The sequence below is a fragment of the Phyllobacterium sp. UNC302MFCol5.2 genome (assembly GCF_000686005.1).
GTDB lineage: Bacteria > Pseudomonadota > Alphaproteobacteria > Rhizobiales > Rhizobiaceae > Phyllobacterium > Phyllobacterium pellucidum.
In genome coordinates this window covers 247762-271604 of record NZ_JMLL01000012.1, presented here as the reverse complement: position 1 = coordinate 271604, position 23843 = coordinate 247762, and the positions used below count along the sequence as shown (strand labels likewise).

Sequence of the window (23843 nt, the reverse complement as noted above, 5' to 3'; positions counted from 1 at the left end):
CAACCAAAGAGACGACATGACGCTCCTGTCCGATAATACCGCCCTTGTGCCGAGATCGGTGCAAGGGCGGGCCAGAACATGGCGATTGCGGCGCGGCGGTTTGAGGCTTCGCCGCGTCGCGGTTGCGCTGATCCTGCCGCTGGCGCTGGTCGCAGCATGGTGGCTGGCTTCAAGCCAGGGATGGCTTCCCGAGCAGATCCTGCCGTCGCCCGCCTATGTCTATGCCACCGCGGTCGAGATGATCGCGTCAGGTGAAATCCTCTACCACACCGGGGTGAGCCTGCGACGGGTGGTGATCGGGTTTCTGTTGGGTGCGGCAGCGGGCCTTACACTTGGCGTCGCAATGGGATTGTCGCGACGCGTGGACGACTACGTGCGCCCGCTCTTCCTCGCCTTCGCCCAAATCCCGACCCTTGGATGGATCCCCTTGCTGATGCTGATCTTCGGCATCGGCGAAACCTTGAAGATCATCGTGATTGCCAAGGGCGCTCTTGTTCCGATGACCCTGAACACCGCGGCTGGCATTCGCTCCGTACCAGCCAATTTTGTCGAAGTGGGCCACGCACTCCGCTTCAACCGCTGGCAGACGCTGCGGCTGATCGTTCTTCCGGGCGCAGCACCCTCGATCTTCACCGGCATTCGCTATGGTCTTACCCATTCGTGGACGGCGCTTGTCGGCGTCGAGCTGCTCGCGTCCTCCGAGGGGCTTGGGTACCTCCTCGTCTGGGGCCGGCAGATGTTCTGGCTCGATGTCGTTATCGTCGCCATGATCGCAATCGGGATCGTCGGGTTCCTCATGGATAAGGGATTCGACGCTGCGGAAAACCGCGTGCAGCGCTGGAAGCAGAAGGAAGAAAGCTGATGGCGGCTAGCTATGTGAGTTCCGAACGGGTGTTGAAAATTCGCCGTGGTTTGACCCTCCCGATCCTTCTCCTTATCTTGTGGGAAGGTTCGAGCCGCAGCGGCATCGTCGATTCGCGCTTTCTTCCATCGCTCGAAGATGTCTTCCTGACTGCAAAGCGCGAACTTATCGACAACAATCTCTTCGGCGAACTTGGGTTCAGCCTGTTTCGGAATATTGCGGGCTTTCTCCTCGGTTCTGCTCTCGGCGTGCTCTTTGCAACGCTGCTTGCCCTATCGCGCGTGGCCGATGCCCTGATTACCCCTACCTTCAACGGCCTGAAGCAGATTTCACTGCTGGCGTGGATCCCGCTCATTTCTATCTGGTTCGGCTTCGGCGAACAGGCCAAGATTGTCTTCGTCGCGCTCGCCGCCTTCATTCCCGTCGTGCTCAACACCTATGAAGGCATGCGCAATGTGCCGGCGGATCTGATCGAGGTGGGCGATGCCCTGCGGTTTACGCCCACGCAACGCATCACGCGCATCTTCCTCCCGTCGGCCCTGCCATCGATCGCAACAGGCGTGCACCTCGGGTTGATCTATTCATGGCTGGCAACGGTCGGCGCCGAGTATTTTCTTGCTGTTGGCCCGGGCATCGGCGGCTTGATCATTGCCGGCCGGGAACGCTTCGACATGGCCCTTGTCATGGTCGGCGTGATCATTCTCGGCATTGTCGGGTTTATTCTCAACCGGCTCGCCGCTAAGGTCGAAAACTATCTCTTACGCTGGCGCGTAAGCACCCATTGAAAGCAATATTGATGCCCATCACTGCAGCCGAAACCCTGAACGATACGCCGCGCGACCGCCTGGAAAGGCTGTTGGAACAACGATACGGCGAAGATCATCCTTTGGTAGGCCATGGAATTTCGACAGAGACAATTGATGTTCTGCTCGATCATCGCAGCGTGCGGTCCTACCTGCCAAAGCCTGTTCCGGCCGAGGTCGTGGAACTTGCGATTGCCGCCGCGCAATCGGCTCCCACATCATCGAACTTGCAGGCATGGAGTGTCGTTGCGGTCGAAGACCGAGAGCGCAAAGCGCGGATCAACGCCATTGCTGGCAACCAGAGGCAGATCGACCAGGCGCCTTTGCTTCTCGTTTGGCTTGCGGACCTTTCCCGGCTGCGCCGTATCGCCGATGCGGAAGGATCGACATCTGACGGCCTGGCCTATGTCGAGGGCTTTCTCCTTGCCATCATCGATGCCGCACTTGCCGCGCAAAATGCCTTGGTCGCCTTTGAGTCCCTCGGCCTTGGCACCTGCTATATCGGGGCGCTGCGCAACGATCCGGCTACGGTTGCCCGGGAACTCGATCTGCCCGCATTGGTCTTTCCAGTGTTCGGCCTGACGGTCGGATATCCCGATTCTGCGATCAAGACAGATGTTAAGCCCCGCCTGCCGCAACCCACCGTGCTCCACCGCGAGCGATACAGCGAGAACCCCAGCAAAGACGACCTCGGTCTCTACAATGAGACTTTGCGCGCCTTCCAAAAAATCCAGTCGATGACACCGATCGATTGGTCGGAACAGGTCTCCCGCCGTATCGCCACGAAGGAGGCGCTGAAGAACCGCGACAAGCTTCGCGACGTACTGGAAGGGTTTGGGTTCCGGCTGAAGTAGGCGAGGATCAAAGCGCGACTATGCCCGTGCAACAATCTCGATTGGTTCGATAATTCCGTTTTCGAGGGCTTCAAAAGCGTTTGCCAGTCGCTGCTTGGCCGTTGGTCCCATGATGATCTGTCCACTGAGCACGGGCGGACCCTCCGCCGCAGCCTTGGCCTGCATCTCTCGGACGATTTTTATGGCGAGATCGCGCCGGCTATTCTTTGCCTGTATCTCGAAACCTGCGGCGCTCAATGTCTTGCTATAGAAGCCCGGCGTCTCGACGAAGCTCGTTTCCTTGTTCATGGCCCAGGGCATGGGATAGGTCAGCGGCGCATCGCCCACACGCATGATGTCATAGACGACAAAGCGCCCGCCCGGCTTCAAGACGCGCCAGACCTCAGCAAAAAGCGTGTGCTTGTCTTCAATGTTCATGCCGACGTGGATCATGTAGGCAGCGTCGAAACTGCCTTCATCGAAAGGAAGGGCGAGCGCACTGGCCTGATGAAAATCGATGCGGTCATCAAGTCCACAGCGGTCCGTCAGTGCCCGGGCGACTTCGACGAATTCGTCAGTAAGATCAACACCGGTGATGCGGCACTCATAGGTTTCGGCGAGATAGCGGGCCGGCCCGCCTATGCCGCAACCAACGTCAAGGAGGTGCATTTGCGGCTCGATACGCAAGCTTCTGCCGAGTTCTATGGTCGCGGGAAGCCAGCCGAAGTGAAACTCGTCAATGGGCGCAAGATCAGACGCCGTCAGGGTATCGATGTCTTTACCGGCAGCTATGAGCGCCGCCAATATCGCCTTTTCCAGCGAGCCGTGTGTGTAGTGCCGGGCGACTTGTTCTTCAATGCTCATCGGCGTTCCTATCGGGGGCGCGTAACAAGGTGAATGCCGGATTATACCTCGTCGCAGTCGGAAGCGATATGACGTCGCCTGGCGTCGGCCGTGAAATCAGCGGATCGCGGCAAATTATTTACCTGTTTGTGCGTCCATGGGGCGTCGAAGACTTCCAGTCGCACGACCGGCCCGGTAACCGCAGAGTCCACAGCCATGCGGGCCGGGCCACTTTCTGTTCAAGCTGCCCCGTCAATAATATGACTTGAATTATCATATTATTATCGCGTATTGAGCGATAGATGCTTTCCTGCCGTGTCAGCGCGGGATTGCCTTTGCCGAGGTCAATATGCCAGACACAATTTTGCGCGCATCTGCGCGGGTCGCCCTCACCAATCCAGCACTGCATCTCAACAAGCTGCTTGATCACTTTTCAGAGCATGGGGATGTCACACGGCGTCGTGAAGGCGGCACCATCGGTCTGACGTATGGCAAGGCTGACCTTGCGGCCGACGGGGACAGCCTGTCCTTGACAGCCGAAGGCGAGGACGAGACCGGACTTGCCTATATGAAATATGCGCTTGCCAACCACGTGCTGGAATTTGCGCGGGCGGAAAGGCCACGGATTGTCTGGGAGGGTGACGGGGCCGTTGGAAGCGTGCCGCCATTCTTCCGCGAAATGCGCGTGGTCGAAAGCCGCAATGTCTCGCCGAGGATGCGCAGGGTGACGCTGCGGGGCAACAACCTTGCGCGGTTCCAATATGGCGGGCTGCATGTGCACCTGCTGTTTCCGCCGAACGGCATCGCGCAACCACGATGGCCGGTGATGGGCGAAGACGGTCGCCCGGAATGGCCGGAAGGAGGCGACAAACTCGTCTCGCGCGTCTACACCATTCGCAAGATTGATGCCGCCAGGGGCGAGGTCGATATCGATATCGTCATCCATGATGGAACTCCCGGTTCGCAATGGGCTCTCAATGCCATGCCCGGTGACCTTGTCGGCATGACAGGGCCGGGCGGCGGCGATGTCGGGGAAGCGGACTGGTATCTTCTTGCCGGCGATGAGACGGCCCTCCCTGCGATCGGTCGCATACTCGAACGACTGCCTGCAGCTGCAAAGGTCGTGGTGCGGATTGAAGTAGAGGACGAGGCAGATGAGCAGAACCTTACCGCGGCCTGCGGTCTCGATCTCGTGTGGCTGCATCGTTCCGGTGCGGCCGCCGGAACAACAGATCTGCTTCCCGAAGCAGTGGCTAAGGTGGCGTTTCCAACGGATGTGCGGGTCTTTGTCTGGGCCGGCTGCGAATTTTCGGCGTTCAAATCCATTCGCAACCACGTGCGCAAGGAACGCAAGTTGGCGCGGGAGGAACATCTCGTCGTCTCTTACTGGCGCCGTGGACACGAAGGGTAGCGCGAAACGATGACGTTCCATCCAAGGATGACGAGCAAAGTCGAAGGCGTCACGGTTCTTGGCGAGCTGAAGTGGCGGGCCTGGACCGGTGTCGTTGCCGATGTCTGGTCAGTCAAATGCGAGCCTGGCGCCGAGGGCGAGTATATATCCGAGGATCCGCGTTTGTTCGTAACCCTCGACAAGGCAGGCTCCGGGACCTTCAGTGTCGGTCTTGGTCCGGCCTCGCATGGGACGCCTGGCGACATCGCCGTCTATCCAATGAGCTATATACCTGCGGGCCTTCCGGTTTGGGGTCGCGGCGAAGGCGTGGAATATCTGCGCCACCTCGATCTGCATTTCGATCTCGCCATCCTGTCGCATCGGTTTCCGGAGGCGAGAAAATGCGGAACGCTCGGCGCTCCCCGCCTCATGTTCTTCGATGACCGCATCGCGAGCCTCGCCAGACTGATTGCCGAGGAATGCCTGAACGAACAACCCTTGCACGACCTTTATGGTGATGGACTGACAACAGCCCTTGTCGTGCAGCTTTTCGGCATCGCGCAGGAACAGAAACGTCAACGCAGCCAGCTCTCGCCGCGCCAGTTGCGGTCCGTGACCGGCTATATCGAAGATAATTGCCTGCGCAACATTCGCCTCGAGGAACTTGCTGGCCTTGCTGGCCTGTCACAATCCTATTTCAGCCATGCCTTCAAGGCCTCCACCGGTGTCGCGCCGCATCAGTGGCAGATGAAGGCACGGATGCGCCGGGTACAAGCGCTGTTAAGACAGCCCGGTTCATCATTGCCGGCCATCGCCTCCGCCACCGGCTTCTCCGATCAGGCACACCTCACTCGCATGTTCAAGAAGATCGTTGGAATCACTCCCGCCGCCTGGCTGCGTGATCTCTGCAAATAGCTTCACATCGGCAAGTTCGGACCAAAACCGTTCAAAAGGCGACAGAAACTTTCAATCCAATTCTTAAAAGTTGATATATATACTCAACTTAATAGTGTTGCGGTCGGCTCGGCCGTCTATGTCGAAGAGGGTAGAATGCGTGGGGTTTATCGGTCGGCAACCTTTGCCTTGAGCGGCGGGGTTGCGTTGCTCGTTTGTTTCGGATCGCTTGGAGCGAGGGCGCAGAGCACGACCTCCAACATCGAGCTTAATCCGATTGTCATCGACCAGAGCGACGGATCGGCCACCGGACCGGTACAGGGATTCGTTCCCAAGCGCACGACAACCGGCTCCAAGACGAATACGCCGATCGAAGCAATTCCCCAGGCAGTCTCGGTCGTCGGCCGCGAGCAGATGGATGATCAGGGCGCGACGAAGATCGACGAGGCGCTACGCTTTACGAGCGGCGTCTTCACCCAGCCTTTCGGTTCCGACAGCGATACCAACTGGTTCTATATCCGTGGCTTCGACGCTACCCAGAAAGGTACATTTCTCGATGGCCTTCAGAACTTCGGCTATGGGTTTGGCGGCTTCTTCATCGATTCATGGGGAATCGAGCGCGTCGAAGTCCTCAAGGGACCAGCCTCGGTCCTTTATGGCGGCAGCAATCCGGGCGGTATCGTCAACTTTATCAGCAAGCGGCCGACTGGCGAACGCCTCCGCTATGTCGAAACCGGGATCGACAGCTTCGGCACGGGTTATCTTGGCTTCGATATTGGCGACAAGGCCTCCGACGTCGTCGATTACCGCATCAATGGCAAGATTCAGGGCGGCGACGGCTATACCGATCTCTCACAGGAGTTTCTTGGCGTGATTTCGCCAAGTCTCACGTGGAAACCGGACGAGTCGACCAAATTTACCGTGCTCGCCAACTACACCCACCTCGATGAGACCCATGGGGGCGGTAGCTTCCTGCCATACTACGGAACGGTCGTCGATGCGCCGTTCGGCAAGATCAAGCGCGACGCCAATTTCACCGAGCCGGGGGTCGACGACTACAATCGCGAACAGGCCGCTATCGGCTACGAATTGGAACACACGTTTGACAATGATTGGACGGTGCGCCAGAACCTTCGCTATGGTTACGGCGACGTCCGCGAACATTCGCTCTATCCGTTCGGATATGTGCCGTTCTCGGAACAGCCGGTGGGCGACAACTACGATTTGTCGCGGATCAACTTCCTTCACGACACGACTGTCAACACCTTCATCGTCGACAATCAACTCGAGGGGACGGTGAACACCGGTCCCATCGAACACACGTTGCTCTTCGGCGCCGAATATAAATACTTCAACATCGACCAGATGCAGGCGACGGGTGGTGCGACGCCAATCAGCGCCGTCGATCCGATTTATGGCGCACCGCAGGGTCCGATGTTTACGCCCTATATTGACCAGGTTTTGAAGCGCAACCAGATCGGCATTTACGCACAGGATCAACTGCGTTTTGGCGATGGATGGCTCGTTACCCTCAATGGCCGCTACGACTACGTGAAGACCGAAGCGACCGGCACGCCATCTTATGACGGCAATGACGGCAGCACGAGCGGGCGCGCCGGCATTGCCTATGAGTTCGAAAACGGTCTTACACCCTATGCCAGCGTCTCGACCTTCTTCAGCCCAGAGATCGGCGTCGATGCCAATCTCGATTTCCTGAAGCCCGAGACCGGCCATCAATATGAGGTCGGCGTCAAATACCGCCCGACCATGTTCGATGGTCTGATCACGGCGGCGCTCTTTGATCTGACCAAGGAGAATGTCCTGACCGGTCCTTTCCTGGCGCAATACCAGGTCGGCGAGGTCAATTCGCGCGGCTTTGAAATCGAGGCGCAGGCAAATATCACCGAGGCCTGGAGGCTGACCGCGGCATTTACAGCGCTCGACATGGAAGTGAAGGACGATGCGGATGCAGCCTTGATCGGCAAGCGCCCCTACCTCATCCCCGAAATACAGGGCTCGCTCTTTGCGCAATACACATTCCAGACCGGGGTGCTCGAAGGTGTCGCGGTCGGCGGTGGCGTGCGCTATGTCGGCTCGAGCTATGCGGACGCCATGAATACATTGAAGGTTCCGGACGCGACCCTCGTCGACCTCAAAGTTGGTTACAAGAAGGACAATTGGGGCGTCGATCTCAACGTTACCAACCTCTTCGACAAGGATTATGTGTCGGGTTGCCAGGGGCTGCTTGTCTGTTCCTATGGCGAAGGCCGCAAGGCCCTGCTCAAGGCGCATCTGACCTGGTAGCGGATACGGCCGGCGATGAGCAGTGCTGCAAGCTGCTGTAATGCCCATCATTTATTCGGCTGCACGTGCCGATTTCTTCCATGCATTGGCTCGGGCTAGCTGGTATAAGAAGACCTCAACCTGAAGTAGTGCAAAGGGGCATCGCAATGCGTCTTGGTGAGAAGTACCAGCACCTCGTCAACGGCGCCGGTTGCGCCTGCCTGTCGCCGGAATTGCAGCAGGTATGCCGCCGCCTGGAAGATCTGACACGCCGCGGATTCTTGACTGGTGTCGCCGCGACAATTGCCGCCGCCGCGACGCCGCGCGGGGCATTCGCCCAGGCCGCCGCACAGCCCGCTAAAGTCCTCTTCCGGCAGTTGAAGCTGTTCGACGGCAAGTCCGACGCCGCGCGAACCGGTGTTCAGGTCCTGGTTGAGGGCAACAGGATATCCGCAATCGACACTGGCAATAGCCCGCCGCCCTCAGATGCGACTGTCATCGACTGCGGCGACCGGTTGCTGATGCCGGGCCTGATCGATGCCCACTGGCACACGCTCTTTGCGGCCGTGCCCGTCGGCATCGCAACGACCGGCGACCCAGGTGCAATTTTCACGGCCTCGACAGCCGAAGCGGAGCGCACCCTGATGCGCGGCTTCACCACAGTGCGCGATGTCGGCGGGCCTGTCTTTACCTTCAAGCAGGCGATCGACAACGGCGTCATACCCGGGCCCCGCATCTTCCCGTCGGGAGCGATGATTACGACCTCCGGCGGTCATGGCGATCTGCGCATGCTTTCGGAAATTCCACGCAATCCGGCCCAGCTTAGCCTGATCGAACAAACCGGCGGCGCCATGATCGCCGATAGTGCCGACGAAGTGCGCATGCGCGTCCGCGAGCAGATGCTGCAGGGTGCGTCCCAGATCAAGCTTGTCGGGGGCGGGGGTGTTTCGTCGCCGCGCAGTCCGCTGGACATGTCGACATTCAGTGAGGATGATCTGCGCGCCGGCGTTTCGGTGGCGCGCGACTGGAACACCTATGTAACGGTCCATGCCTACGCGCCGAATACGGTACAGCGGGCCATCAATGCCGGGGCGGCCTGCATCGAGCACGCCCATCTCATGGATGAGGAGACGGCACGCCTGATGGCGGACAAGGGCGTCTGGCTAAGCATCCAGCCGTTTCTCTCGGTGGAGGATTCAGTGCCGCTGACTGGGCCGAGTTTCGACCGGCTGCAGCAGGTCTTCGCCGGTACGCTTACTGCTTACGAACTTGCGAAAAAGCATAACATCAAGACTGCATGGGGATCCGACATGTTGTTCTCGCCGCAGATGACGGCAAGGCAGGGCACCATGCTCACGCATCTCAGCCGCTGGTACACAAACGCCGAGATCTTGCGCATGGCGACATCGACCAATGCCGAGCTTCTGGCGCTTTCCAACCTGCGCAATCCCTATCCTGGCAAGCTTGGCGTGGTGGAGGAGGGCGCGTTCGCCGATATCCTGGTGGTCGATGGGAATCCGCTGGACAACATCAATCTTATGAATGAGCCGGAGAAGCCTCTCGCCGTCATCATGAAGGATGGCAGGATTCATAAAAACACCCTGAGCGGATAGCTGCGTCAGGTCGAAGCTTTGTCCGCATCGTCGTCAGAAGGCTTTGCCGACAACAATACCGCAATCCATCTCGCCCCGGGTGACTGTTCACAATAGATGATGAACGCGATCAGGATCGGTACGCCAATGAAAGCACCCGGCACGCCCCACATGAAGCTCCAGAAGAACACCGAGAAAATCACCGCAAAGGGCGAGATCGCCAGGGACGTGCCGATCAATAACGGCTCGAGATAGCTGCCTATCAGGAACTGGATGAGGTTCAACCCGACGAATACCGCCACAGCCATCTGCCACGAATCGAACTGACCTATGGCAAAGAGGGTCGGCAGGAAGGTTGCCACGAACGGCCCGAGGAATGGGATATAGTTCAGCGTAAAGGCGATGGCGCCCCAGGCTGCAGCAAGTTCGAGACCTGCAACCAACGCGAAGGCCCAGACGATCAAGCCAGTCAGGACACTGGCAAAGGTGCGCACAAGCATGAAACGGCGCAGCTTCTTCGAGATCTCTCGGTTGGCGTGAAGCATCTTCATGCCCTGCGGCTGAACGGCAGGAGAGCGCAGCCGCTTGCCGAAAGCCTCGATCTCCAAAAGGCCGAGCATCACGAACACAAAGACAAGCAAGGCAAATCCGGCAAAACTGTTCAGCCGGCCGGCAAGCCCCTGCGTAAAGCCGACGAGCCACGTCACATCGAAACGATCAGCAAGAGGCCCCGCGATGGCAATGCCGTGTCCCTCCAGCCAGTCGGTCCAGTGCACGTAGACATCCTGGAACCTGCGGGCATTGACGAACAGCCATTGGCCGAGCTTGCTGAAACCCCAGGTGACGGACGAGCCGACGGCGATGATGATGAAGATCGTTGCCGATACCGTCACAAGCAGCGCAAGCAGTTGCGGAATCCAGCGCTGCAACTTGATCTGCAGCGGGCCGACGAGCGCAATGACGAACAGGGAAAAGACCAGCGGGACAAATATGGATTGACCAAAGCGCAGGAGCGCGAGTACCAGGATTCCGGTAGCAAGGTAGCCGATCATCGGTTTGGCGTTCTGGACTGTCATGCCTTCGTCAACCCAACCCTTGCCCGGCCTACCTGTTGATTGCTGCTGTTAAAAGTCAGATTAGTACCTTCAGCGGCCCCTGCGCGCCACCGACTGCGGTCGGAGAAAGCGAGGGGAACACTGATGGTCGTCTCCCGCTTCAAACGGTCACGACGATGCCTTCTGCAAAGCGTCGCGCAGGACCTGTTCCTTGCTCTCGTCGAGGGAGGTCTTGAGAACGACGCCGCCAAAGTGCGAAATGTCCTTGAGGACCTTGTCAGCCGTCATCGACTGGACCAGTACGAACAAGGCGGCATTACCGGGCTGGATGCTTGCCGCGAGATCCTTCATGAAGTTGTCGTTGATGCCGACATCCGTCAACGCTCCGCCGAGCGCACCTGATGCCGCGCCCACGGCTGCGCCGATGAGCGGATTGAGGAAGAGGACGCCAATGAGCAGACCCCAGAAGCTGCCCGATACGGCACCGGCCGCGGTCGTGCTGACCATCTGGTTCAGCTTGACCTTGCCGGCGTCGGTCTTGGTCGCGATTACCGCATCGCCTAGCGTAATGAGATATTCCTTCTGGAGCTCGAGAAGGCGATTGCGCACTTCCTCGGCTTTTTCTTCGGTGGGATAGACGATCACAATTAGATCAGACATGTTGCCTCCAAATTTCACAAAGTTATGAACGCCGTAGCGCACTGGAAAAACTATATCTTGCTCGGCGCTCGCAAGAGATTAGCAATAAATCCCAAGGCCATGCATCGCGTTTCTTTTTCCATCGACGCGTCACCGCATTTGCCCCTATTGATCAATCACTTGCTGGCGGATTATCAGCGCTGCGCGACCGTTTGATGAAAAATGTCTTCAGTCGAGCAAGATCTTCAGGCGTCACACCCTGCGGATCGGTCACGGCTATCCAGCCGTCGATATAGTGTTCAGGGGCATAGACGTGGCCATATCCCATGGGCGAGGTCGTCGCGATAGCCATGTCGAACAGCAGTTGCAGCATGGTCACGCCAGGAATCCAGCGCAGGCTCGGTGAGACATCCGGGCCGCGCGGGTTTTGCATCCAGGCGGGTTCGCGATAGAGCGCATGGAAATCGAAGAAGGTCACCGGGTCGCTGGCATATTGCAGATAGACGATACGAAGCGGGCCCCAGACGGCGTCTGGAATATTCAGTGCATTGTCCTGGTTGGTAAACCGGATGACCGACCCGTCGCGAAACCGCGGGAGCCATGCCGGCGAGCCGGGATTGCGATCCGCGGTGACTGAGTTCCAGATGCGGCTCTGGAAGGGCGGTCCACTCCACAGGGCGCCCTGAAACGGGTCGCCAATAATATCGTAGAGGTGGGCCGAAAGTTCGGAGTTCATGGCGCCGAGGCTGAGGCCATAAAGATAGAGTTTCGGCCGGTGGTCACGCGGCAGCGTAGTCCAGTAGCGATAAACTTCGCGAAACAGCGCCTGCCCGGCCTCGGCTCCGTAGCCCGGTTCAACGAGCAGCGACAACCAGCTGCTGAGGTAGGAATACTGCATGGCAACGCTGGCGATATCGCCGTGGTGAAGGTATTCGACTGTATCGATGCCCTCGGGATCGACCCAACCCGTTCCCGTCGGAACGATGACGAGCAAGGCCGATCGTTCGAAGCCGCCGTCCCGCTTGAGTTCCTCAAGGGCAAGTTGCGCCCGTTCATCGACGGTTTCCGCAGCGTTCAGCCCGACATAGACCCTAACGGGGTCAAGTGCTTTTGCGTTGAAAAAACTGCCGATCTCGGCACCCGTGGGCCCCGTCGCGATGAAGGCGCGCCCTTGCCGTCCGAGATTCTGCCAGTCGAGAAGCGAGCCTGGGCCCCCGGGTTTGTTCGGATCCGCCGGAGGCGCCGAACCGTCATCGATGCGGGCATCGAGCTCACGAAAGGACGTATCGACCATGCGCAGGACGCCCTTGAACAAGATGCCCTGTGCCACGGACCAGAAGAGGATAACCGCGAGCACGCCGCCAACCAGGTTTGAAATGCGTCGCGGTACCAGCCGCTTCAGCCAGCGGGAAAACAGGCGGAATGTTTGCCGGAAGAGGCGCGCCAGCATGATCACAACGAGGAATATAACGAGTGCGATGATGGCAAGTTCGATCGGCTCGACGCTCTCGACCGGCCCGAGCCCCATGAGCCCGCGCACCGTGTTCTGCCATCCCGCGGCCTTCCACAGGAAAACGCCTGCGGTGCCGATGCAGACAATGATCGCGATCCAGTTGGCGGCGCGCTGAACGCGGGCACGGGGCACCGGGATTTCCAGATAACGCCAGAGCCAGACGCAGGCGACGCCGACACCGTATCCGAGCGCAGCGCAAAACCCCGAGAGCGCCCCCTGGACGAGATAAGAGCGCGGCATGAGGCTGGGCGTCAGCGACGCCGCAAAGAACAGGATGCCAACCAGAAGACCGATCGCGGAAAACGACTTCGCCAATACTGCCAGGTAAGCTTTCACACCGGTTTTCCCCCGACCGACTTCGCCGACTCGTTATCTCGTTGAATAGTGGTAGCAATTCCGTTTGCTGTCACGCTGATATTAACCACCCGATCGCTCATCGCGCCAATTCCAAAGCAATTGTTTTGCTTTTCGACGCTTCTGGTCCCAAAGTTGTCCGGCCGGCATCAACGCCGCTGATTGCCTCGAATACCGCCTATCCGGGAGCTCATCATGCGCCAATCTTTCGTCTCGCTTGCCGTGGCCTGCGGCATACTGCTTTCGCCCGTTGCGCTGCCAAGCGAGGCGAGTGCCACCACCGTATCCGTCACCATTGGTACGAGCGTCAGCAATGGTCGTGGAATTTCCTGCAGCGAAGGAGAACGGCGGCTCCGCAGCCGCGGCTTTCGCGATGTCCGGCGCATCGATTGCCGTGGCCGCTTTTTTGTCTATCGCGCCTGGCGCGGCAGCAACCGCTTCGAGGTTGCGCTGAGGCAACGTGATGGCCGCATCGTAGACATGCGCCGCATCAGCAGCAGGCGTTGATCGGTTCATCGCACCGCCCAGTCAATTGACGAAGAGGCCGATCGCGAAGGCATTCGCTATATCGATGAAAAATGCCGACACGAGCGGCAGGATGATGAAGGCCATGGGCGCAGCGCCGTGGAGCTTGGTGATAGCGGTCATGTTGGCGATGGCAGTCGGCGTCGCCCCAAGGCTTATGCCGCTGAAGCCGCCGGCAATCACCGCGGCATCATAATTGCCGCCCATCAGGGGGAAGACTGCAAAGAGTATATAGGCGATCGCCGCGATCGTCTGGAGTGCCAGCACCAGAAGTAGCGAAGGACCGAGCCCGCCCAGCGTCCAGAGTTGCATGCTCATGAGCGACATTGCGAGGAAGATGCTGAGTGAGAGGTCGGAGACGAGCGCCAGCGCGCGCGTTCGCGTCGGCCAGAACAGGTTCGGCATGATCCGCGGCACGATATTGGTCAAGACGATTGCTGACAGAAGGCAGGCAACGAAGAGTGGCAGACGAAAGCCAAGATCCTCCAGGAGTTCGTCAACTGCGTAACCAATAAGGACGGCGACGTTAAGGACGAGGATCGTACGCAGTAGCGTGATGTGATTGAGATCATCTTCCGGGGCCGTGTTCGGCAACCCGATCGAGGGGGCAGCGTCCGGGCCTTTCAGCCCATACCGCGCGATCAGAAGACCGGCGACAGGACCACCTATCAGGCTCGCAATGACAAGACCAAGTGTCGCCGCCGCCACACCGATCTCCATAGCATTGGTGAGCCCGAAACGCTCAACGAGAATGGGCGCCCAAGCGATGGTCGTGCCGTGTCCGCCAATCAGCGAAGCTGAACCGATGAGAACGGTAATGCCTTCAGGCAAACCCAGTGCGGCCGCGCTTCCAGCGGCAATGAGATTTTGGATGACGAGGTAGACAAGCGTCAAACCGAGCAGGACAAGAAGCGGCTTGCCGCCTGCAATCAAGTCGGCAAGGCGTGCGTTGAGACCGATACCGGTAAAAAAGTAGAGGAGCAGAAGGTCTCTTGCCGCCAGATCAAACGAAATCGCAATACCCAGAACGCGGTAGGCAAGAAGCGTCACCAGTGCCGCGAGCAGACCACCGGTCACGGCTTCAGGGATGTTCCATCGCCGCAATGCCGCGATGCGGCCATTGAGACCAGCGCCGATAAAGAAAACGACAATTGCTATTGTCAGACTGACAAAACCTGGGAACTCGATATTTTGCATGGGGGATCGGACCTCATCGGGAGTTGGGCCTGTGGCGCACCTGCACGGTACCATGTTGCCAGTCTCCGAAATCCTCGGCAAATGCATGTTGCACCGATAAGTTGCAGAAACGGGGCAGTTGCTTCTATCATAGGTAATTCGCGAACATCGTGGTCGTGCCAGAATATGAAATCGTCTTCTCGATCGTTTTGGACACGGCCCCTTCGAGTCCATCTCGGAGTGATCATTGTACTGCTGCTTATCGGCGTGTCAGCGCCGCTGCTGTGGCTCGGGTTCGACCGGGCACGGCAGGCTGCTCTTGCTGCGATCGACGAGCAGATGGCCTCGCTTTCCGAACGTATCGTTGACCATTATCGGGTGCTGTTCTCCGATAAACTGGCGTTTGTGGGCCTTGTTGGAGTCCTGGACTCATTTCGTGCGCCGCCCCCCGACCAGCTTGCAGAAAAGATCGAATTCTTAGCTGAAGCTGCGCTCCTTGCACCGGATCTCGACAGTTTGCAGGTTGGCTATCCCGATGGATCGTTCATTCGAGCCTTCAACTTCCACAAGGACGAGCAGTCGCGGGCGAACTTGAAGCCCCCGGAAAACGCAACAGTTGCCATTCAGATAATCGCTCCCGGCAATGGCGGCCACCCCACGTCGACCTGGCGTTTCCTCGACGAGAAGCGCCGCCTTCTTGAGATCCGCGACCCGGTGATCGCGGACTACGATCCGCGCCAGCGCCCTTGGTACAAGGCGGCAATCGCCGCTGACGGCAATGTGGTGAGCCCAATATATGCGATGCCACTAACCGGCAATCAGGTGAAGACCTTTGCCGTTAGCCACGCATCGGATCCGAGCGTCGTCGTCGCCGCCAATATACGGCTTGGCAGCATCGCCGATTTCCTGGCTGACGAACGCATCTCGCCCCGCTCGACCGCTTATGTTTTCGATACGGACGGCAAGCTCATTGTTCATTCCGACACCCGGATAATGAATCGCCTTCTGGCGAGCGCCGAGGGCGGCGCCGTTCCGGATGTTTCTGCGCTTGCAACGCTCGACCCGCTGCTCCCAACGTTGATGCAGACGATTGGAAGCGGGAAAAGAAAGGGTGCGACCACATTCAGCACGGGTAACGAGACCTATGTGATGCTCTTCGTTCCAGTCGATTTCACCTCTGTCTTGAAAGGCAGCACGATCGTGGTGGCGGCCCCACAGTCCGATTTTACCACTGAAACCAACGTGCTCTTGCGTCGGGGGTTGTTGACGGCGCTGGCCGTTCTGGCCATCGGCCTTGCGATGGCCATCCTCGTCTCGCGGATGATCAGTGCATCGCTGACCAAACTCACTGGCCAGGCCCTGCGGTTGAAGGATTTGGATTTTGCTCCCGTCAAACCGATCCGCTCTCGAATCTCCGAAATCGGGTCACTCGCATCGGCTCTCGCCTCGGCACGCGCGGCCATTGCCACTTTCGGCCTCTACGTGCCGAAGGAACTTGTCCGCCGCGTCGTTGAGTCGGACCTGCTTGGCGATCGGAGCGCCACGCGCCAGGTGGTGACGGTGCTGTTCACTGACATACGCGACTTCACGACCCTCTCCGAGAGTAACCAACCGGAAATGGTGGTGGCGCTCCTGTCCGATTATTTCGACCTCATAAGCCGGGGTGTGCGCGAGAACCACGGGACCATTATCCAATTTCTCGGCGATTCGGTCTACGCCATGTGGAACGCGCCCGTCGCCGATGAGGATCACGCGGCTAACGCCTGCCGCTGCGCCTTGCGATTGAAAGCCGACCTCGATGTGTTCAATTCTCGCCAACGCGAAGCCGGCTCCCCGGAGTTCGTCACGCGTTTCGGTATTCATACTGGCGCTGCGGTTGTCGGTAACGTCGGTGCGGAGGACCGGCTGCAATACACGGGCATGGGCGATACAGTAAACGTCGCATCGCGGCTCGAGGGCCTCAACAAGGAGTTTGGCACGCTGATACTGGTGAGCAGCCATACTGTAGAAGCCTGCGCCGACCGATTTGTCTTCCGGTCACTCGGCGCCTGGGCGGTCAAAGGGCGCAAGGGTGCGCTCGACGTGTTCGAACTCGTTGGGTTGCGCACTCAAGATCGTCCGGAAGGCTTGGAACAGGCGGCCGAGACACGGTCCGCACCAAAGTAGCTTCACCCTGCCGAAATGGTTAATTTGCGTTAACTATAAAGTTCTTGACGCGACTCGGTTCTTTCCCCAGTTTGGTTACGGTTTTGAGGGGTATCCAGTTAGTTTAACGTTAGAAGAATGTGGCGGTGTTAGTGCCGCAAAGCAGCGTTAAATTGTTGTCCGGCGTTACCCCTTTGGTTTTTCTATCGAATCGGCGCATGGTTTTCCTGCATCGAGGCGATTTGGCTTAGACGATGCAGGATAAATACGTGAACATGATGAACGCGGTACAGACAGGACCACAGGACAGCGCGCAACCGGCAAGCGCTGCATCTTTGTCTGCTACCCTATCCGCCGACCGGGCGATTGCCGCCGATGCCGAAATGCTGTCGGCGCAGCTGCAGGCCATGCGCAATCGTTTGTTTCCGCCGACGGCGCAAAAGTCCTTACGCAAATTCACCAGTGGCGAGGCTGCAAGGCTCATCGGCGTGTCGGACGGCTATCTGCGCCAGCTCTCGCTTGCCGGAGAGGGCCCACAGCCCGAAACCGGCAGCGGCGGGCGCAGGCTTTATTCTCTGGCCGAGATCAACGCATTACGGCGTCACCTCGCCGAGGCCGGAGGCGCCAAGGCGAAAACCTACCTGCCGCATCGCGATCCGAAGGCGGGCGAGCATATGCAGGTGATTGCCGTCACCAACTTCAAGGGTGGGTCCGGCAAGACAACGACCAGCGCTCACCTCGCCCAGTACCTGGCAATGTCCGGTTTGCGCGTGCTTGCGGTCGATCTCGATCCGCAGGCGTCGATGTCCGCATTGTTTGGTTATCAGCCCGAACTTGATCTGACAGGCAATGACACGCTCTACGGCGCCATCCGCTACGATGGCGACCGCCGCCATCTGCGGGACATTATCTGCAAGACCTATTTTGACGGCCTCGATCTCGTGCCGGGCAATCTTGAACTCCAGGAATTCGAGCACACGACCCCGCAAATGCTGGCCGATCGCCAGCACGGAACGCACCAGAGCGTCGAGCAGCAACTGTTTTTCGCTCGAGTTCAGGCGGCATTGGACACGGTCTCCGATGACTATGATGTCGTCGTTATCGACTGCCCGCCGCAGTTGGGGTTCCTGACGCTCTCGGCGCTTTGTGCCGCGACCTCGGTTCTGGTTACTGTGCATCCGCAAATGCTGGATGTTGCGTCAATGAGCCAGTTTCTCTTCATGACCGCAGATCTTCTCGCAGTTGTCCGCGAAGCGGGCGGTGAATTGAACTTCGATTTCATGCGTTATCTGATCACCCGTTTTGAGCCGAACGATGCACCACAGCAGCAGATTGCAGGCTTCCTGCGCTCGCTTTTCGGCGACCGGGTGCTGACGTCGTCCGTGGTGAAGTCGACCGCGTTCTCCGATGCGGGCCTGACCAAGCAAACGCTGTACGAAGTGTCGCGCGACAGCTTTACCCGCGCCACCTACGACCGTGCGATTGAGTCGCTCACATCCGTCAATGCCGAGATTGAGGGCCTGATCGCCAAGGCCTGGAACAGGCCAGGGTGAGGGGGCGGTGATGGACAAGAACCGCAGGGATCAGTTGAAAGCCTTGTTTGGGACCGTTGAAACGGTGCCGCAATCCGAAGCAAACCCGGCAGAAGCTCCGGCGACCCAGCCGCCCGGCAACGTCGAACCGCTGAAGCCGCGCGCGGCTTCAGGTGCCGTGAAAGCCATGGGACTTTCGCTGGGGGGGATTTCGCGCGAACTGGAGGATGCCCGCCGCATCAGGGATAGTTTTGAAGGCAGCGAGCGCATCGTCGAACTCGATCCTGTCCTGGTTGAAAGTTCCTTCATCGAGGATCGCCTCAGCAGCGATACGCCACTCGATGAAAGCTTCGAAGAACTCGTCGAAAGCATCCGCTCGAACGGCCAGCAAGTACCAATTCTTGTGCGGCCGCATCCGGACAAGCACGGAGTGTACCAGACCGCCTATGGACATCGGCGTCTACGCGCCGCAGCGCGGATTGCCAAACCGGTGCAGGCGATCATTCGCGATCTTACCGATGTGCAACTCGTCCTCGCGCAGGGCAAGGAAAACACCGAACGGCGCGACCTGTCGTTTATCGAACGCGCATTTTTTGCCAGCAACCTGGTGGAACGAGGCTTCGAGCGCGGTCTTGTGCAAGACGCGCTGTCGATCGACAAGGCTGAAATGACCCGCTTCCTCCAGGTTGCGGCGGCTGTTCCGGCCCCGATCGTTCGTGCAATCGGGCCCGCACCGAAAATCGGCCGCCCGCGTTGGATAAGGTTTTCCGAACTGCTGCGGCCGGAAGAAGCGCGCAAGGCGGCACTTGCCGAAATTGCGACGCCGGTCTTCAAGGGTGCGGATAGCAACGGACGGTTCAACCGGCTCTTCGAACTGCTGTTGAAGCAGGAAAAGCCTGTCGTAGTTCCCGTTGCGACGGCTCAGGCGATACCACAATCCGGCAGGAACACTGCCGCGGTCGCTCGTCTTCAGACAGACAACGGCAAGAAGACATTATCCTTTGCCGAGCACGCGCCCGAGGGCTTTGCCGAGTTTGTGGCCGGCGAGCTCGATGCGCTTTTGAACAGGTTCAAACAACAGAAGCGGGGCTGATACCCGCCACAGATCTTTGCGTAAGCGTAAAATCCGAGAGAAAACGAGAGAAGGAACAACGGCAAGAAAAAAGGCCCCCAGAACGTCACCGCCCCGGAAGCCCTCTTCAATGTAGCAATTCGAGAGAATCACTTCCGCCCAGACTTGTCAAGAGTCGGACGCGTTCCGGCAACACCTTTCCCTTGCCTCAATTTGAGGTAAAGACATGACTGACCGTTTCGCGACCACGCCGTTTGGCGGGCGATCGCTGTCGTATGCCATGCTCGCCGCGCAGGAAAAGACTGCGCGAGCCCGCGAAAGAATGGCAGATGCGACAGCGGATCACCCAGAAAAATGGCCGTTGCTGCGCTCGCTCACGGAAGCGCGCGCAGCCTTTTTCCTGTCTGACCGAGCCATTGCGGTTTTGGAAGCCCTGCTTAGCTTCCATCCCGAGACGGTGCTCGACGGCAGCGCGCCCTTAATCGTATTTCCATCCAATGCCGAACTGTCGATGCGCACGCGCGGCATGGCGCCGGCGACAATCCGCAGACATCTGGCGTCCCTGGTTGAGGCCGGCCTGATCATTCGCCGCGACAGCCCGAATGGCAAGCGCTATGCGCGGCGGGGAGACACGGGCGAGATAGAACACGCATTCGGCTTTGACATCTCGCCGCTGGCCTTACGCCATGCCGAAATTGAAGCCCACGCGGCTGACGCACGCAACCTTGCGCGGGCCATCCACCGCATACGCAGCGAGATTACAATTCACCTGCGCGACATATCGAAGACGATAGAGGCTGGATTGAGCGAGGGCCGGCCGGGAGACTGGACGCAATATGCTGAGGAGCTTGCTGCCCTGTCAGGGCGGGTAGGGCGCAGTTTGCCGCTGGAGACCCTCGAGCGGCGGCGTGACGCGCTGACTGCGTTACGTGTGCGTGTGGAGAAAAGCTATCTGGCGTCACTCTCAGATGAAGAAATGAGCGCCAGTGACTCCACTTTTGAGCGCCATATTCAGAATTCAAATATAGAACACCAATTTGAGAAAAGCCCAGAAAAAGGGCTGAAGCAATCCGCTGCACTGCAAGCGGAGACCGTGAGCAGCGGCAAAACGGCGGCATTAATTAAAATGCGCAAGCAGCTTAATGCCGCGCGGGGCAACCGGAACCACCCGCAGCCGGATGGTCGCAAATCAATGAGTGAGCCCGGCACAGCGCAGGTGCCGCTCACCGCCGTGTTGAGTGCCTGTCCGCAGATAGGCGACTACGCCCGCGCTGGAATTGCCGACTGGCGCGATCTGGTGCAAGCGGCCGGCGTCGTCCGGTCGATGCTTGGTGTTTCGCCTGATGCCTGGGACCGGGCGAAATCGACTATGGGAGAGGTGAATGCCGCCATTACCGTCGCCGCAATCCTCGAACGCGTTGGCGACATCCGGTCCCCCGGCGGATATTTGCGAGCGCTGACCGATCGCGCGGAAGACGGCTTGTACTCCGTCGTTCCCATAATCAAGGCGTTGGGGGGAAGTGCGCCGGCGAGGCTGGAATGATGCGGAGGCGTTGGTTGCGGCGGGCGCGTTCCCGGCTGGACAATTCAATCTTGCTATTAGGCGTTGCAAGGAATAGGCATATGCTTCTCGGGCAAACCACCATGCAAGTGAAATCCTCGTGCGGCCCGGGAATGAATAGTAAGATAGCTATTTATCAGCATGATATTTCGATAGCGAGCGGGCGGTCAGCATTTTCTGTAGAGGTTTGGCCCGAAATTTTATTTTATCGATTTTTTCGTGCGTTTTAGGATCGGTTCCATGAATATTGCGGACGCGGATGCGCAAGATCCTCATAATCCACGACAGGCAAGGGGCCCTGGCATCCCGCTCATTGCGCTCGTTGGTCTTCCCCTCGTGCTCCTTCTATTCCTGGTTTTTCTCGGGATAGGCTGGGTCGTTCAAACGGAGCGGACCAACCAGAGCCGCATCTATTCAGAGCGCACAGCGGAAATACTGGCTGGAGATATTGCCGGACAGTTAGGCCAGCTCATTTCGCCGACGAGCGACTATGTCGAGGCCCTGCGCGCCGAGATCAAATCCGCATCGTGCCGGACCGCCGATTGTGTCTTCGCGATCGTTCAGAAACATGCGGCCGCTCCAGATACGATCCCACCCGAAGCAGCCTATGTGGCCTTTGGCGCAGAAAGCGGACAATTCTTCGGGATCTTCAAGATCAATGCACATGACGACAAGCTGCTTGGGCGTGCGCAGACTGACGCGAATGATCCGACCCGGCTGGATCTCATCAGTCCAACGAATACCGTGACTGTGAAGCCTTATATTCTTCACGACCGCGGCTGGTACCAGGGCGGCAGCATCAGGCAGGAACCAATCTGGAGCGCGCCGTTTAAATATGTGGCGCCGGGAAATGCAACTGAGATGCTGGGCGCTTGGGCAATGTCGCGGATCGTCAGGGTGGATGACCCCGACGGTAAGCTGCTCGGTGTCATTACGGCGGATGTGGATCTTCGGCCCATCGGTGCATTCCTTCAACAGATGACCGGCAAGGCCTTTGCCAATCTTTCGATTCATACACGATCAGGGGAATTCATCGTTTTCAGGGACGGCCAGCTTCAGGTCATATCCGATGATTCCAGCGCTGCGAAGATCGAGGACGGGCTGATCTCTAAGGAAGTGCCGTTGCCGATGAGCGATCTGAAGGGTTGGAGTCTGACGCTCACGCTGGGGCCGGAACTATCGAAGCCGGCGCTTTGGGGACCGAGTACACCGCTCCTCCTGATGGTCGGACTGCTCGCCAGCCTGGCCGTTGCTGCCTATACAGCTTCATACGTTGCCAATCCTGTGAAGCGGTTGTCGCGTGCGGTCGTCGAGGTCAGTAATCTCAAGCTGGACACGCCGGTGAATGTCGAAACCAATGTAACGGAGATCGCTGCACTCGCGGGAGCGGTAGAGCGTATGCGCGCGGCGCTTCTTCGCAACCAGAATCGTCTTGAATTCCTCGCTTATCACGATCCTGCAACCGGCCTGCTCAACCGCGCCGGATTGAGCAATGAATATTCGGGAATGATTGCGCGCTCCGGTCAAATCGAACTGGTTCTGATCAAGATCCCGAACTATACTCATATTGGCGGCGTTTTTGGCGGCACCGCTCTTGCGAACATCATTGCTCGAACCGTTGCTCGCATAAGGAACGAATACCCTGACAGCATCGTCGGCAACGTAAGCGAACACGAGACCGCTTTCCTTGCTTGCACCCCCTCGGGGCTTGATCATCTCCAGCTCGACAATCTTCTCAAATCATTGCGTGAGCCTTACGAACAGGCGGGCATACGCTGCGCGGTCGAGATCGTTGCTTCAGTCAGCATCAAGCAGAGCGAGCAAACCGACTTCGATCTATTGCTGCGGCGTGCCAACGGCGCACTTCACTACGCGGAGAAAACGCAAAGCGAAGGCGCCATCTGGTATAACCCGGCATTGCTTCATGATCTCGAAGAGGAACTCGAGGCAACCGGGAACGTTGCACTCGCCATCATGGGCGGCGAGTTCTCGGTTGAATTCCAGCCGATCGCCGAACTCAAAACGAGGTTGATCGATTCCGTTCAGGTTTTTGGTGTTTGGAATCATCCGCAACTTGGTGCGATCAGGCAGAAGGAGTTTTTCTCCATTTTCGAAAAGAACGGCTCCATTCGCGATGTAGGGCTTTATATCATCGGCGAGGCATTCAAATTCCTGCGGACATTCAAGACGCTTCATCCGCAAGCGCCGATGGTCGTTTGTATTAATCTCTCGCAGGTTCAGCTTTTTGATCCGCTCTTTGTCGAACGCGTAACGGAGTTGCAGCGAGAGTGGGATGTCGACGGTGCGGACGTCATGTTTGTCATCGTCCGCAATGCTTCGAGCCTTGAGGACGCACAGATCGTGCGCACCCTCGACAAGCTTCAAACACTCCGTTTCCGCCTTGCGGTCGATTATTTTGGCTTGGACAATGCCAGCCTTGCGGCGATGACAGCGGTAAAGTCCGAATGTCTGATAGCCGGTCCATCATTGCATCGAAATATTGACCGGCCCGGACGGGAACGGACGCTTCTACGGGCGATCTGCAGACTTGCCGCCGATCTTGGCATGTATACCGCCGCCGTTGGTGTCAACAATGCAGCTGATATTGAGCCGCTCATTGAATGCGGCTGCACCTACGGCATGGGGCCGCTATTCGGACGCGCGGTTTCTGCTCAGGCATTCCTAGATAATTTCGTGAAGAAAGCCGTGGAACTCCGGCAGCATATGGGGCACGGCAGCCGTTCGTAGCGTTTGACCCCGATTAATGATCA

General features: G+C 58.5%; 18 protein-coding genes. 13 read left to right on the top strand and 5 right to left on the bottom strand.

The window, feature by feature from the left end; translation table 11 throughout:
* The first annotated feature begins 16 nt into the window (after positions 1-16).
* The 3 genes from BR48_RS0116045 to BR48_RS0116035 are packed head-to-tail and all read left to right on the top strand — an operon-like array spanning position 17 to position 2519.
* The gene (locus tag BR48_RS0116045; RefSeq protein WP_036814660.1) at positions 17-862 is read left to right on the top strand and encodes an ABC transporter permease; all 846 of its coding nucleotides are present in this window, start codon (positions 17-19) and stop codon (positions 860-862) included.
* Complete coding sequence (locus BR48_RS0116040; protein ID WP_027232247.1) at positions 862-1647, top strand: ABC transporter permease; 786 nt, start codon at positions 862-864, stop codon at positions 1645-1647. Before BR48_RS0116045 ends, BR48_RS0116040 begins: the two co-directional genes overlap by 1 nt.
* Before the next feature lie 11 nt (positions 1648-1658).
* On the top strand, positions 1659-2519 hold the full coding sequence (locus BR48_RS0116035; RefSeq protein ID WP_051615064.1) for an NADPH-dependent oxidoreductase: 861 nt from the start codon (positions 1659-1661) through the stop codon (positions 2517-2519).
* An 18-nt stretch (positions 2520-2537) separates the two neighbouring features.
* Here the strand turns inward: BR48_RS0116035 and BR48_RS0116030 are convergent, their stop codons facing one another.
* Positions 2538-3362 carry a class I SAM-dependent methyltransferase gene (locus BR48_RS0116030; protein WP_027232245.1) on the bottom strand — a complete coding sequence of 275 codons (825 nt, stop codon included), beginning with the start codon at positions 3360-3362 and terminating at the stop codon, positions 2538-2540.
* A 328-nt stretch (positions 3363-3690) separates the two neighbouring features.
* On the opposite strand from BR48_RS0116030, the gene BR48_RS0116025 reads away from it, so the two are divergent.
* The 4 genes from BR48_RS0116025 (at position 3691) to BR48_RS0116010 (ending at position 9521) form a co-directional block, all read left to right on the top strand.
* Complete coding sequence (locus BR48_RS0116025; protein WP_027232244.1) at positions 3691-4752, top strand: siderophore-interacting protein; 1062 nt, start codon at positions 3691-3693, stop codon at positions 4750-4752.
* Between the two features lie 9 nt (positions 4753-4761).
* Positions 4762-5646: an AraC family transcriptional regulator gene (locus BR48_RS0116020; protein ID WP_027232243.1), complete on the top strand. Its 885-nt coding sequence runs from the start codon at positions 4762-4764 to the stop codon at positions 5644-5646.
* A 135-nt stretch (positions 5647-5781) separates the two neighbouring features.
* Positions 5782-7929 (top strand): TonB-dependent siderophore receptor, encoded by a 2148-nt coding sequence (locus BR48_RS0116015; RefSeq protein ID WP_027232242.1) that lies wholly within the window; start codon positions 5782-5784, stop codon positions 7927-7929.
* Positions 7930-8075: 146 nt separating this feature from the next.
* On the top strand, positions 8076-9521 hold the full coding sequence (locus tag BR48_RS0116010) for an amidohydrolase family protein (protein WP_036814658.1): 1446 nt from the start codon (positions 8076-8078) through the stop codon (positions 9519-9521).
* A gap of 5 nt (positions 9522-9526) precedes the next feature.
* Here BR48_RS0116010 and BR48_RS0116005 read toward each other — a convergent pair whose 3' ends face one another.
* The 3 genes from BR48_RS0116005 to BR48_RS0115995 all read right to left on the bottom strand — a co-directional run bounded on the left by BR48_RS0116005 (position 9527) and on the right by BR48_RS0115995 (position 13043).
* Positions 9527-10576, bottom strand: coding sequence for an AI-2E family transporter (locus BR48_RS0116005; protein ID WP_027232240.1), 1050 nt, complete (start codon positions 10574-10576; stop codon positions 9527-9529).
* Between the two features lie 147 nt (positions 10577-10723).
* Complete coding sequence (locus BR48_RS0116000) at positions 10724-11215, bottom strand: DUF1269 domain-containing protein (protein WP_027232239.1); 492 nt, start codon at positions 11213-11215, stop codon at positions 10724-10726.
* Positions 11216-11366: 151 nt separating this feature from the next.
* A complete protein-coding gene (locus BR48_RS0115995; protein WP_027232238.1) occupies positions 11367-13043 on the bottom strand; it encodes an alpha/beta-hydrolase family protein in 1677 nt (558 codons plus the stop codon).
* Positions 13044-13256: 213 nt separating this feature from the next.
* Here BR48_RS0115995 and BR48_RS0115990 point away from each other — a divergent pair, with 213 nt between their 5' ends.
* On the top strand, positions 13257-13568 hold the full coding sequence (locus BR48_RS0115990; protein WP_027232237.1) for a hypothetical protein: 312 nt from the start codon (positions 13257-13259) through the stop codon (positions 13566-13568).
* A 21-nt stretch (positions 13569-13589) separates the two neighbouring features.
* Here the strand turns inward: BR48_RS0115990 and gltS are convergent, their stop codons facing one another.
* Positions 13590-14783 carry a sodium/glutamate symporter gene (gene gltS / locus BR48_RS0115985; RefSeq protein WP_027232236.1) on the bottom strand — a complete coding sequence of 398 codons (1194 nt, stop codon included), beginning with the start codon at positions 14781-14783 and terminating at the stop codon, positions 13590-13592.
* A gap of 219 nt (positions 14784-15002) precedes the next feature.
* Between gltS and BR48_RS24755 the strand changes: the two genes are divergently transcribed.
* The 5 genes from BR48_RS24755 (at position 15003) to BR48_RS0115960 (ending at position 23820) form a co-directional block, all read left to right on the top strand.
* Complete coding sequence (locus tag BR48_RS24755; RefSeq protein WP_051615062.1) at positions 15003-16928, top strand: adenylate/guanylate cyclase domain-containing protein; 1926 nt, start codon at positions 15003-15005, stop codon at positions 16926-16928.
* A gap of 254 nt (positions 16929-17182) precedes the next feature.
* Complete coding sequence (gene repA, locus BR48_RS0115975) at positions 17183-18460, top strand: plasmid partitioning protein RepA (protein WP_027232235.1); 1278 nt, start codon at positions 17183-17185, stop codon at positions 18458-18460.
* 10 nt (positions 18461-18470) lie between these two features.
* Positions 18471-19532 (top strand): plasmid partitioning protein RepB, encoded by a 1062-nt coding sequence (repB, locus tag BR48_RS0115970; RefSeq protein ID WP_027232234.1) that lies wholly within the window; start codon positions 18471-18473, stop codon positions 19530-19532.
* A gap of 205 nt (positions 19533-19737) precedes the next feature.
* Positions 19738-21054: a plasmid replication protein RepC gene (gene repC, locus BR48_RS0115965; RefSeq protein WP_027232233.1), complete on the top strand. Its 1317-nt coding sequence runs from the start codon at positions 19738-19740 to the stop codon at positions 21052-21054.
* A gap of 258 nt (positions 21055-21312) precedes the next feature.
* On the top strand, positions 21313-23820 hold the full coding sequence (locus tag BR48_RS0115960) for an EAL domain-containing protein (RefSeq protein WP_027232232.1): 2508 nt from the start codon (positions 21313-21315) through the stop codon (positions 23818-23820).
* Positions 23821-23843: the final 23 nt, after the last annotated feature.